The sequence below is a fragment of the Achromobacter sp. RW408 genome, from assembly GCF_003184165.1.
Lineage (GTDB): Bacteria > Pseudomonadota > Gammaproteobacteria > Burkholderiales > Burkholderiaceae_B > Achromobacter > Achromobacter xylosoxidans.
Window position 1 is genome coordinate 214,126 of record NZ_QHHO01000022.1, and the last position, 12,906, is coordinate 227,031.

General features: G+C 65.4%; 8 protein-coding genes. 5 read left to right on the top strand and 3 right to left on the bottom strand.

Going from position 1 to position 12,906, the window contains the following annotated elements; genetic code table 11:
* Window positions 1-413, bottom strand: a 413-nt coding sequence (locus DK459_RS03230; RefSeq protein WP_110134592.1) for an Lrp/AsnC family transcriptional regulator, incomplete at its 3' end; no start/stop codon positions are given.
* Window positions 414-551: 138 nt separating this feature from the next.
* Here DK459_RS03230 and DK459_RS03235 point away from each other — a divergent pair.
* The 5 genes from DK459_RS03235 to DK459_RS03255 all read left to right on the top strand — a co-directional run bounded on the left by DK459_RS03235 (window position 552) and on the right by DK459_RS03255 (window position 10,245).
* A complete protein-coding gene (locus tag DK459_RS03235; RefSeq protein ID WP_054499726.1) occupies window positions 552-4,058 on the top strand; it encodes an indolepyruvate ferredoxin oxidoreductase family protein in 3,507 nt (1,168 codons plus the stop codon).
* A gap of 303 nt (window positions 4,059-4,361) precedes the next feature.
* The gene (locus DK459_RS03240) at window positions 4,362-7,292 is read left to right on the top strand and encodes a ribonucleoside-diphosphate reductase subunit alpha (protein WP_024067687.1); all 2,931 of its coding nucleotides are present in this window, start codon (window positions 4,362-4,364) and stop codon (window positions 7,290-7,292) included.
* 20 nt (window positions 7,293-7,312) lie between these two features.
* A complete protein-coding gene (locus DK459_RS03245) occupies window positions 7,313-8,512 on the top strand; it encodes a ribonucleotide-diphosphate reductase subunit beta (protein ID WP_006388616.1) in 1,200 nt (399 codons plus the stop codon).
* 345 nt (window positions 8,513-8,857) lie between these two features.
* Window positions 8,858-9,505 (top strand): histone H1-like DNA-binding protein, encoded by a 648-nt coding sequence (locus DK459_RS03250; protein WP_006388615.1) that lies wholly within the window; start codon window positions 8,858-8,860, stop codon window positions 9,503-9,505.
* Window positions 9,506-9,684: 179 nt separating this feature from the next.
* Window positions 9,685-10,245 (top strand): YggT family protein, encoded by a 561-nt coding sequence (locus DK459_RS03255; RefSeq protein ID WP_006388614.1) that lies wholly within the window; start codon window positions 9,685-9,687, stop codon window positions 10,243-10,245.
* A gap of 64 nt (window positions 10,246-10,309) precedes the next feature.
* Here DK459_RS03255 and DK459_RS03260 read toward each other — a convergent pair whose 3' ends face one another.
* On the bottom strand, window positions 10,310-11,758 hold the full coding sequence (locus DK459_RS03260) for a D-alanine--poly(phosphoribitol) ligase (protein ID WP_024067684.1): 1,449 nt from the start codon (window positions 11,756-11,758) through the stop codon (window positions 10,310-10,312).
* Between the two features lie 16 nt (window positions 11,759-11,774).
* The gene (locus tag DK459_RS03265; RefSeq protein ID WP_006388612.1) at window positions 11,775-12,902 is read right to left on the bottom strand and encodes a membrane-bound O-acyltransferase; all 1,128 of its coding nucleotides are present in this window, start codon (window positions 12,900-12,902) and stop codon (window positions 11,775-11,777) included.
* Window positions 12,903-12,906 lie beyond the last annotated feature (4 nt).

Sequence of the window (12,906 nt, forward strand, 5' to 3'; positions counted from 1 at the left end):
AACGCCACAATCGTCCGCGTCTGCCGAATCCCCGGCATATTGAACAAGAACCGATGCAAGAACCGGTCATAAGCCTCCGGACTCTCCACAAGAATCTTGAGCAGAAAATCCGAATCCCCCGTCACCGCATAGCATTCGAGAATCTCCGGCGCATCCCGCACCGACCGCTCGAAGTTCTCCACCGTATTCGCCGAATGCCGCTCCAGGCTGATCTGCGCAAACATGCAACCCAGCCCCACCTTGCTGCGATCCACCTGCGCGCTGTAACCCTGGATCACGCCGCTGGCCTCCAGCGCCTTCACCCGCCGCCACACCGGCGCCGCCGATAGCCCCACCTTGTCCGACAGCTGCTGTGCCGAGGCCCGGCCATCCTCCTGCAGGGCCTTGAGGATGCCGATATCGGTCTTGTCCATCGTCTTGTCTCCTTTTTGGGTCGAAATTCCGCGAACACGAAATATTCATTGCGAATTATAGGGATAGCACGATCCGAAAACGCAATAAACCCGATGCCTCGCGAACCTATCATGGTGCCGACTACAGGAGCATTCATGATGGACGGCACCCCCGCCCCCGAGCCCGCGCTGGACCTCGACTACCAGCTCGCCGACAACCTCACCCGCCAGACCGGCCGCATCTTCCTGACCGGCACCCAGGCCCTGGTGCGCATCATGCTGACCCAGCGCCGCGTCGATCGCGAGCGCGGGCTGAACACCGCCGGCTTCGTCTCCGGCTACCGCGGCTCGCCCCTGGGCGGCGTCGACATGGCGATGTGGAAGGCGCAGAAGGCGCTCGACGCCAACCAGATCTCGTTCCTGCCCGGCATCAACGAAGACATGGCCGCCACCGCCGTCATGGGCACGCAGCAGGCCGGCATGCGTGCCGACCGCAACGTCGATGGCGTCTTCGCCATGTGGTACGGCAAGGGCCCCGGCGTGGATCGCGCCGGCGATGCCCTGCACCACGGCAACGCCGCCGGCGCCTCGCGCCATGGCGGCGTGCTGGTGGTGGTGGGCGACGACCACACCGCCGTCTCCTCCTCCATCCCGCACGCCAGCGAGGCCTCGCTGATCGGCTGGCAGATGCCCATCGTGCACCCGGCCTCGATCGACGAATACGAAACCTTCGCCCTGTGGGGCTGGGCCCTGTCGCGCCACTCCGGCACCTGGGTCGCCTTCAAGGCCGTCTCTGAAACCATCGAGAGCGGCCACTCCTTCACGCCCGCGCCGGTGCTCAGCTACGACATGCCGGCCGATCCGGACCTGCCGCCGGAAGCGCTGGAATACTCCGCCCGCGACTTCCTGTCGCTGGCGGTCGAAACCCGCATGAACCTGCGCATGAAGGCGGTGGCCGCCTTCGCCCGCCGCCACAGCATCGACCGCCTCACCTGTCCGGCGCCCAAGGCCACCGTCGGCATCGTCACCGTCGGCAAGGCCCACCTGGACGCGATGGAAGCGCTGTCGCGCCTGGGCGTGGACACCGTCACCGCCAACGCGCCGGTGCGCATCTACAAACCCGGCCTGACCTGGCCGCTGGACGCCGAACGCATGCTCGAGTTCGCGCGCGGCCTGTCGCACATCCTCGTGATCGAGGAAAAAGGCGCCGTGGTCGAGACCCAGCTCAAGGACCTGCTGTTCAACCTGCCCGAGCGCGCCACCGTGGTCGGCAAGAAGGGTTTCGACGGCGAGACGCTGGTGCCGTCCGCCGGCCAGCTGCGCCCGTCGCTGCTGGCGCGGCCGCTGGCCCAATGGCTGTCGCGCAGCGCCGGCCTGCAGCCCGGCGTCGACCTGGCCACCTTCGACTGCCAGGACATGCTGTCCAACGACGCCGACGGCATGCGCCGCCGGCCCTACTTCTGTTCCGGCTGTCCGCACAGCACCTCGACCAAGGTGCCCGAAGGCAGCCAGGCGCTGTCGGGCGTGGGCTGCCACTACATGGCCGCCTGGATGGACCGCGACACTGGCGGCCTGACCCAGATGGGCGGCGAAGGGGTCGACTGGATCGGCCTGTCGCGCTACACCAGGATGCCGCACATCTTCCAGAACATGGGGGAAGGCACCTATTACCACTCCGGCTACCTGGCGATCCGCCAGGCCGTGGCCGCCAAGGCCAACATCACCTACAAGATCCTGTTCAACGACGCCGTCGCCATGACCGGCGGCCAGCCGGTGGATGGACCGATCTCGGTGCCGCAGATCTGCCAGCAACTGCGCGGCGAGAACGTCGCCCGCATCGTCGTCACCAGCGACGAACCCGAGAAATACCAGGGCGTGGACCTGGGCGCCGGCATCAAGGTGCACCACCGCCGCGACCTCGACGCGCTGCAACGCGAGCTGCGCGAGATCCCCGGCGTCACCGTGCTGATCCACGACCAGACCTGCGCCGCCGAAAAGCGCCGCCGCAGGAAGAAGAACCAGTTCCCCGACCCGGCCCGCCGCATGCTGATCAACAGCGCCGTGTGCGAGGGCTGCGGCGACTGCGGCGTGAAATCGAACTGCCTGTCGGTGGTGCCGCTGGAAACGCCCTACGGCCGCAAGCGCGCCATCGACCAGTCCAGCTGCAACAAGGACTACTCCTGCGCCGAAGGCTTCTGCCCCAGCTTCGTCTCGGTCATGGGCGGCAAGCCCAGAAAGAGCGCGGCGCCCAAGGCCGACCAGGAACGCCTGCAGCGCCTGATCCAGCAACTGCCGCTGCCGCAACCGCCGGCGCTGGAACGCCCTTACCGCCTGCTGGTGGCGGGCATGGGCGGCACCGGCGTCATCACCATCGGCGCCATCGTCTCGATGGCCGCGCACCTGGAAGGCCTGTCGGCCGCGGTGCTGGACCTGACCGGCCTGGCGCAGAAAGGCGGCACGGTCGTCAGCCACATCCGCCTGGCGCCCGCGGGCGCGGCCGCCGGCCCGGTGCGCCTGGACTGGCAGCAGGCCGACGCCGCCATCCTGTGCGATCCGGTCGCCTCCGTGGCGCCCGACTCGCTCGGCGCGCTGCGCCGCGGCCACACGCAGGTCACCGTCAACACCTACGTCGCCCCGGTGTCCGATTTCACCCGCAACCCGGACGCCGCCATGCGGCCGGAAGCGCTGCTGGCCAAGATCCGCCACGCCGCCGGCGACGAGCACACCGCCGCCATCGATGCGCACGAGGCCGCGCTGGCGCTGTTCGGCGACAGCATCCTGTCGAACATGTTCATGCTGGGCTACGCCTGGCAGCGCGGCGGCGTGCCGCTGTCGCAGGCCGCCATCAACCGCGCCATCGAACTGAATGGCGTCGCCGTGGCCGCCAACCGCGCGGCCTTCGACAGCGGCCGCCTGGCCGCGCACCAACCCGAAGCGCTGGAAGGCGCGCTGCGCCCGCGCGCCCAGGTGGTGCAACTGCATGTGCCGGAAACCTTCGAGCGCGCCGTGGCGCGCCGCGTCGAAGACCTGACCGCCTACCAGGACGCCGCCTACGCGCAGGCCTACCGCGAGGTGGTCGAACGCGTCGCCGCGCGCGAGCGCGAGCTGGCGCCCGACGCCAGGACGCCGCGCCTGGCCATGGCGGTGGCGCGCGGACTGTTCAAGCTGATGGCCTACAAGGACGAATACGAAGTCGCCCGCCTCTATACGGGCGAGGCCTTCCAGGCCCAGCTCAAGGGCCAGTTCGAGGGCGACTACAGCCTGCGTTTCCACATGGCGCCGCCGATCTTCGCGCGCAAGGACCCGCGCACCGGCGTGCCGCGCAAGGTGACGCTGGGCCCGCGCACCATGACCGCGCTCAAGCTGCTGACCCGCTTCAAGCGCCTGCGCGGCACCTGGTTCGATCCGTTCGGCCACACCGCCGAACGCAAGATGGAGCGCGCGCTGGTGGGCGAATACCGCCAGACCATAGACCAGTTGCTCGCAGGGTTGAACCGCGACAACCTGGCGCAAGCGGCTACAATCGCCGCCCTTGCAGAAACCATCCGCGGCTTCGGCCACGTGAAGGCTGCGAACGTCGAGAAGTACAGGACGGAGCTGGCCCGCTTGATGCAAAGCTATACGGCGCCTGCCCCGCGCGATGTACCCCTGCGGAAAACCGCATAAACACTCGCGCTGAGCGGCATTCTCCTGGGCGCGCCTTGCTAGGCGCGCCCAGTGCATTTAGTAACAATGTTTTGGGAACCTGATCCTATCTTCTTCTTGTAGCTGTCGTACTCGATCACTAGAATTAGTGTCCAACGAGGGGTGCTACACTACATCTTGTGGTCGCCTAACCGCTGATACTCGTCGGCCACGCCATGCGGATTCGTCCGTCCAAGCGTTGCGACCCCCTCAATAAGATCCAATTTCGTACCTGACATGACGTCGTCATGTCGCTATCTACGCGCTTTTCGCACAGGAGCTTCCATGCAGACTACGATCGCCTCTGTGACCCGGCCCTCGGCCGTGCCGCCCTCGCAAACCGATTCCCCTGCCGACGCCAACGGCGGGCAATGGGCCAGCTACAACATCATCCGCCGCAATGGCTCGGTGGTCGGGTTCGAACCCGGCAAGATCGCCATCGCCATGACCAAGGCCTTCCTGGCCGTCAACGGCGGCCAGGGCGCGGCCTCGGCCCGCGTGCGCGAGCTGGTTGAACAACTGACGACCCAGGCCGTCAACGCGCTGGTGCGCAACCGCCCCGGTGGCGGCACCTTCCATATCGAAGACATCCAGGACCAGGTCGAACTGGCCCTGATGCGCTCGGGCCAGCACGACGTCGCCCGCGCCTACGTGCTCTACCGCGAGAAGCGCACCCAGGAACGCGCCGCCGCCGCGGCCGCCGAAGGCCAGCAGAAGGTCGACGCCGTGCCGCAGGAAAACGTGCTGCACGTCACGGACGCGGGTGTCCGCCGTCCGCTGGACATCGCCGAACTGCGCGCCACCATCGTCGCCGCCGGTGAAGGCCTGGCCGAATTCATCGACTCCGAAGCCATCCTGAAGGAAACGGTCAAGAACCTGTACGACGGCATCCCCGTCGACGAAGTGTTCAAGTCCGCCATCCTGTCGGCGCGCGCGCTGGTCGAGAAGGACCCGGCCTACAGCCAGGTCACCGCCCGCCTGCTGCTGCACACGATCCGCAAGGAAGTGCTGGGCGAGGAAGTCTCGCAGGACGGCATGGCCGCCCGCTACGCCGAGTACTTCCCCACCTTCATCGCCCGCGGCATCGAAGGCGGCCTGCTGTCGCCCGACCTGGCCGGCTACGACCTGACCAAGCTGGGCAAGGCGCTGAACGCCAAGCGCGACCTGCAGTTCGGCTACCTCGGCCTGCAGACCCTGTACGACCGCTACTTCCTGCACATCCGCGGCACCCGCATCGAACTGCCGCAGGTGTTCTTCATGCGCGTGGCCATGGGCCTGGCGCTGCGCGAGACCGATCGCGAAGCCCGCGCCATCGAGTTCTACGAGATCCTGTCGTCGTTCGACTTCATGAGCTCGACCCCGACGCTGTTCAACTCGGGCACCCTGCACTCGCAGCTGTCGTCGTGCTACCTGACCACCGTCTCCGACGACCTGGAAGGCATCTACGACGCCATCAAGGAAAACGCTCTGCTGGCCAAGTACGCCGGCGGCCTGGGCAACGACTGGACCCCGGTGCGCGCGCTGCGCAGCCATATCAAGGGCACCAACGGCGAAAGCCAGGGCGTGGTCCCGTTCCTGAAGGTCGTCAACGACACCGCCGTGGCGGTGAACCAGGGCGGCAAGCGCAAGGGCGCGGTCTGCACCTACCTGGAATCGTGGCACCTGGACATCGAGGAATTCCTCGAACTGCGCAAGAACACCGGCGACGAGCGTCGTCGCACCCACGACATGAACACGGCGAACTGGATTCCCGACCTGTTCATGAAGCGCGTCATGGAAGGCGGCGAATGGACCCTGTTCTCGCCGTCCGACTGCCCCGACCTGCACGACAAGTACGGCAAGGCCTTCGAAGAAGCCTACGTCGGCTATGAAGCGCGCGTCGCCAGCGGCGACCTGAAGCTGTTCAAGAAGATGCCGGCGCTGACCCTGTGGCGCAAGATGCTGTCGATGCTGTTCGAAACCGGCCACCCGTGGATCACGTTCAAGGATCCGTGCAACATCCGTTCGCCGCAGCAGCACGTCGGTGTGGTCCACAGCTCGAACCTGTGCACCGAGATCACGCTGAACACCAACGAATCGGAAATCGCGGTTTGCAACCTGGGGTCGGTGAACCTGGTCGCGCACATGAAGCCGGCCGCTGGCGGCGGTTTCGAACTCGACCACGAGAAGATCAAGCGCACCGTCAGCATCGCCATGCGCATGCTCGACAACGTCATCGACATCAACTATTACGCCGTCGACAAGGCCCGCAACTCCAACGCGCGCCATCGCCCGGTGGGCATGGGCATCATGGGCTTCCAGGACTGCCTGCAGATGATGCGCGTGCCGTACGCGTCGCAAGCCGCCGTTGAATTCGCCGACCGCTCGATGGAAGCGGTGTGCTATCACGCCTACTGGGCCTCGAGCCTGCTGGCCGAAGAACGTGGCCGCTATCAATCGTACGAAGGCTCGCTGTGGTCGCGTGGCATCCTGCCGCAAGACACGTTGAAGATGCTGCGTGACGAACGCGGTGGTCATGTCGAGGTCGATGAATCGAGCACGCTCGATTGGGATGCGTTGCGCGCGCGCATCAAACAACATGGCATGCGCAACTCCAATTGCATCGCAATCGCCCCAACCGCGACTATTTCCAATATCATTGGTGTATCTGCGTGCATCGAACCCACTTTCCAGAACTTGTACGTCAAATCGAATCTCTCCGGCGAGTTCACGGTCGTTAACGATTACCTCGTGCGTGACCTGAAGAAACTCGGTCTCTGGGACGAAGTCATGGTCGCCGACCTCAAGTACTTCGACGGCAGCCTGTCCCGCATCGATCGCGTACCTTCCGAACTCCGCGAACTCTACGCCACCGCGTTCGAAGTCGAACCGAGCTGGCTGGTGGAATGCGCCTCGCGTCGCCAGAAGTGGATCGATCAAGCCCAGTCGCTGAACATCTACATGGCCGGCGCCTCCGGCAAGAAGCTGGACGACACCTACAAGCTGGCCTGGAAGCGTGGCCTGAAGACGACCTATTACCTGCGTACCCTTGGCGCCACCAGCGCCGAGAAGTCGACGGGACGCGGCGGCGAACTGAACGCCGTCAGCGCCGGTGGCACTTCCGCCGCCGCCCCCGTGTCCGCTGCACCTGTTTTGCCGGAACCCGAAGTTCTCGGGGCGGTTTGCACCATGCGGCCGGGCGACCCCGGCTTCGAAGAGTGCGAAGCCTGCCAATAACCGCCTCCGGAGAATGAATCATGATTAATTGGGAAGACGACACCCTCGCCACGCAACCTGCACAAGCCCCCGCGCCCGCGGCGGGCGGGCAGGCTGCGCCCGAAGTCCGGGCGGCGACCGGCGTGTTCGGCGACACCGCCATGCCGACCCCGGCCGCGCCGCAGCATGCGGCCGGCCTGACGGCCAGCGGCAACGCCACCTCGCAACGCGTGAAGGTCGCCGACAAGCGCATCATCAACGGCCAGACCGACGTCAACCAGCTGGTGCCGTTCAAGTACAAGTGGGCATGGGAGAAATACCTGGCCACGTGCGCGAACCACTGGATGCCGCAAGAAATCAACATGTCGCGCGACATCGCCCTCTGGAAGAACCCGAACGGGCTCACCGAGGACGAACGCCGCATCGTCAAGCGCAACCTGGGTTTCTTCGTCACGGCCGACTCGCTGGCCGCGAACAACATCGTGCTGGGCACCTACCGCCACATCACTGCCCCCGAATGCCGCCAGTTCCTGCTGCGCCAGGCCTTCGAAGAAGCCATCCACACGCACGCCTATCAATACATCGTCGAAAGCCTGGACCTGGACGAAGCGGAGATCTTCAACGCTTACAACGAAGTGCCGTCCATCCGCGCCAAGGACGAGTTCCTGATTCCGTTCATCGACGCGATCGCGGACCCCAACTTCAAGACGGGCACGCCCGAAGCTGACCAGACGCTGCTGAAGTCGCTGATCGTCTTCGCTTGCCTGATGGAAGGCCTGTTCTTCTACGTTGGCTTCACGCAGATCCTGGCGCTGGGTCGCCAGAACAAGATGACCGGCGCGGCCGAGCAGTACATGTACATCCTGCGCGATGAATCCATGCACTGCAATTTCGGCATCGACCTGATCAACACCGTCAAACTGGAAAATCCGCATCTGTGGACGCCGGAATTCCGCGAAGAAATTCGAGAACTCTTCCGCAAAGCGGTCGAACTCGAATACGCTTACGCCGAAGACACGATGCCGCGCGGCGTGTTGGGCTTGAACGCTCCCATGTTCAAATCCTACCTGCGCTTCATCGCCAACCGTCGTTGCCAGCAAATCGGTATCGAACCGCTGTACCCGCAGGAAGAGAATCCCTTCCCGTGGATGGCGGAAATGATCGACCTTAAGAAGGAACGCAACTTTTTTGAAACTCGCGTGATCGAATACCAAACCGGTGGCACGCTGAGCTGGGAGTAACGCAGTTCGCCTTCGGGCCCGGCGCGGGCACGCTCTTGCAAGAGCGTCGCGTTCGCGCCAGGCCTTGAGGGCGATCTCCCAGGTCAGGGTGTTTTCGAACACGTAGAACAAGCGGTAGGCGGTCTGTGATCAGGCTGCCCACCGGCGCCATTTGAAATGGCTCGCGCCAAAGGAGCGGGGGCCATATCAAATGGCTGTGCCGAATTCATTAGCGCAAACCGTAGTAGCTGTTGCTCGCACAGAACAGCGGCATGCGCCGATGAATAGCCCGGGCACGGTTCGCCTTGTTGGCGGATTGGGGCACGGGTTTAAGTTCTGGGACCCCTGAACCTAAGGAGCATGACCATGGCAACAGCCAAGAAAGCCGTAAAGAAAGCGGTGAAGAAGCCCGCCGCCAAGAAGGCAGTAGCTAAGAAGGCCGCTCCGGCCAAGAAAGCTGCCGTCAAGAAGGTAGCCGTCAAGAAGGTCGCCGCCAAGAAGCCGGCGGTGAAGAAGGTTGCCGCCAAGAAGCCGGCCGCCAAGAAGGTCGCGAAGAAAGCGGTAGCCAAGAAGGCCGTCGCCAAGAAAGTCGCGGCCAAGAAGCCGGTAGCCAAGAAGGCAGCGGCCAAGAAGGTCGTCGCCAAGAAGGCGGTTGCCAAGAAGGCCGTCGCCAAGAAAGCGGTAGCCAAGAAGGCCCCCGCCAAGAAAGCGGTTGCCAAGAAGGTCGTCGCCAAGAAAGCGGTAGCCAAGAAGGCCGTCGCCAAGAAGGCGGTTGCCAAGAAGGCCCCCGCCAAGAAGGCGGTTGCCAAGAAAGTCGTAGCCAAGAAGGCCCCGGCCGCCAAGAAGCCCGCTGCCAAGCCGGCTGCGAAGCCCGCCGCTGCCAAGAAGCCGGCTGCGAAGAAAGCCGCTCCGAAGAAGCCCGTCACGCCGCCGTCCACGGCAGCCGCTCCGGGCGCGAAGACCGCGCTGAACCCCGCCGCGTCGTGGCCGTTCCCGACGGGTGGCCGTCCGTAATCGGACCGGTCACAACGGCAGCAGTGCCTCAAACCGCCTGGCCTTGGCCAGGCGGTTTTTATTTCGGGCCGCCTGGCGCGCCTACCGCAAGAAAGAACGCCCGCTCGAGGGGCAGGACGCCACCGTTGCCGCATTGCCGTGAGACAATAAAAGCCGTCTTCATTAGGTAGATAGCGTCCATGCTCGGTGAAATCCTCCGCTTCCTGCTCGAAATCGCATTCACGCTGTTCGGCGCGGCCCTGATCGCCCGCGCCTGGATGCACGCGATACGGCTGCATCCCTTCAACCCGCTGGCGCGCGTCATCTACCAGGCCACCAATTGGCTGGTGCTGCCCCTGCGCAAGATCATTCCCGCGGGCAACAAGATCGACTGGACCAGCCTGGTGGCAACCTGGCTGTCGGCGCTGGTCTATCTGGTGTTGATCTGGCTGGTCGCCATCGGCGCGCTGATCCCGGCCGCATTGCTGCCTTCGGCCATGCTGTCGGCGCTGCTCATGGCGCTCAAGTGGGCCTTGAACCTGATCGTGTGGCTGACCCTGATCCAGGCAGTGCTGTCGTGGGTCAACCCGATGGCGCCCATGATGCCGCTGCTGCAGGCGCTGACCGCGCCGATGCTGGATCCCATCCGCCGGCTGCTGCCGCGCACCTCGATCGACTTTTCGCCCTTGGTACTGCTGATCGTGGCGCAGGTCCTCCTGATGGTCCTGGCGCGCCTGAGCTACGGCCTGATGGGCGTCTGAAAAAACGGAAACGGCCCGGCAATACCGCCCGGGCCATTTTCCGCCATGCGCCGCAACCGGCGCGCTACGCCGGAATCGCGGCGTAGATATCGATCAGCTTCTTGCGGTCGATCTTGTGGTTGTTCGACATGGGCAGCGCCACGCAGGCCACCAGCTCGGACGGAACCATGTAGGGCGGCAGGCGCTGCGCCAGCCGCTCCTTCCAACCCGACAGCGCATCCTGCTCAAGCAGGCAGGCATCATCCCGCCCCGCGGCCGTGCCGGCAACGAATCCAATGAGGCGCACCGCCGTGCCATCGGGCCGGCGCAGCACCGCGCAGGCGCCGCCCGCCACGCCCGGCAGACCATGCAAAGCCTCGTCGATCTCGGCCAGCTCGATGCGATAGCCGTTCAACTTGATCTGGTCATCCATGCGGCCACGGCAGAACAGCAGCCCGTCCGCGCCCAACTCACCCAGGTCACCGGTGCGAAAGCCGCGGCGGCCATCCTCGGCCACGAACAGCTTGGTCTCGTTCAGGTCCTGGCGGTTCAGGTAGCCGCGCATGACGTGGGCGCCGATGATGCAGATCTCGCCGTCCTGGATGCGCAGCTCGCAATCCGGCTTGGCATGACCGACCGGCAACGGGTCGTGCATCGCCAGCACGGCATCGGTGATGGCGATCCAGGTGGTGGCAACGGTGGCCTCGGTCGGGCCATAGGTATTCAGGATGACCGCGTCCGGGAAACGCTGGCGCAGCTTCTTCGCCAGCGCGGCCGGCAGCGGCTCGCCGCAGAACAGGAAGGTGCGCAGCGTCGGCAGCGTGGCCGGCGAGAAGTCGCGGTTGGCCAGTTGCTGGTGCGCGAACGACGGCGTCGACACCCACACGCTTACGCCGTTCTGCGCCAGCCGGCCCATCCAGGTGGCGGCCGCGCCGATCTGTTCGCGGGAGTTCAGCACGCAAGTGCCGCCGGCGGCGAGCGTGGCGAACACCTCGTACATCGACAGGTCGAAGCTGAACGGCGCCTGGTTCATGAACACCGGCGCCTCGCCCAGGCCGAAGCTGCCCAGCATCCAGTCGCCCAGCAGGCCGACGCTTTCGCGGCCGATCTGCACGCCCTTGGGGTCGCCGGTGCTGCCGGACGTGAACATGACGTAGGCCAGGCCGCGCTCGGCCAGCTCGGCGCCCTCGCCCGGCTCGAAGCCCCCGGCCGCGGCGTCGTAGACGGCGGCGGCGCGCACGATCTCGACGATGCGGCGCAGGCGTTCCGGCGGGTAGATGGTATCGACCGGCACGAATGGCGCGCCGATCAGCAGCGCGCCAACCATGGCAACGAAGAACGACGCTTCCTTGTGGCCATAGATGGCCACCGGCACGTCCGGCGCGGCGCCGTGTTCGCGCGCCTGGGCGGCCCAGGCCTCGGCCTCCTCGCGCAGTTGCGCCCAGGTCAGGCTGCGGTCGGCGCCGACCACCGCGAGCGCGTCGGGCGCGCGCGCGGAGTCAATGAACTGGAAAGTCTTCAGGTCGAAACGCATGCCGAAACTCCCGGCGTCAGATGGGGCTGCGGCCGCTGAACACGTAGAGCGCCAGGGCGGCCAGGATCAGGGTGAGCACGCGTCCGAGGAAACGCATGACGGGCCGCGCCAGCGTGGCCTGCAGCGCCGGCCGGGTGCGGGCGGCGTTGATCAGCAGGTTGTGACCGACCGAATAGGCGCCGAACATCAGGCCGCTGACGATGTAGTGCACCGACAACCCGTTCCATACGCCCATGGCCAACAGCGTGGCGAAGATGCCGATGTTCTGCGCCGCCAGGCGGTGGCGCGAGAAGAACGAGGTCTTGCTCAGCGCCTTGTAGATCGGCATGAACACGACGTCGCGCAGCCATTCGGACAGGCTGATGTGCCAGCGGCGCCAGAAGTCCTGCGGATTCAGCGTCGCCAGCGGGTTGCGGAAGTTGATCGGCAGGGTGAAGCCGAACAGCATGCCGATGCCGATGGCCATGGTGGAATAGCCGGCGAAATCGAAGAACAGGTAGGCGCTGTAGAGCGAGGCGTTCAGCGCCACGCCGGTGAACGAATAATCGTGGGCGTCCAGGGTCGACAAGCCGTAGCGCCAGATCAGCTCGGCCAGGCCGAACTTCTGGATCACGCCCAGCATGATCAGTTCCAGGCCGGTCAGCCAGGTGTTCAGGTTGACGCCTTCATAGCCGCGCTTGAGGTCGGCCTGGAAATTGCGCCAGCGGTACATCGGGCCGGCCAGCAGCGTCAGGGGGAAGAACAGGTAGATGAAGTAGTCCAGTGGCGACACGCGCTCGTTGCGCGGCGCGAACAGCAGCACGTCGATGGCGCGGAAGGTGGCGAACGACAGGCCCAGCATCGCGCCCAGGTGCGACACGCCCGTCTTGACCAGCAGCAGCGGCGTCATGGTGATGACAACGGCCAGCCAGGTCGGGATGTAGTTGCGGCGCATGGCCCACAGCGCGCTGCCCGAGATGGCCAGCAGCGCGATGGGCTGGTAGGGACGCGCCCAGAACACCGCCATCCACACGCCCAGGCAGATCACGCCGATGATGTGGCGATAACCGATGCGCAGCGGCATGCCGACCGAACGGTATGCCAACAGGCCCAGCCCGCCGAACAAGGCGCCGCCGAAAAAGCTCAAACTTGCGAACAATTCCATGCTG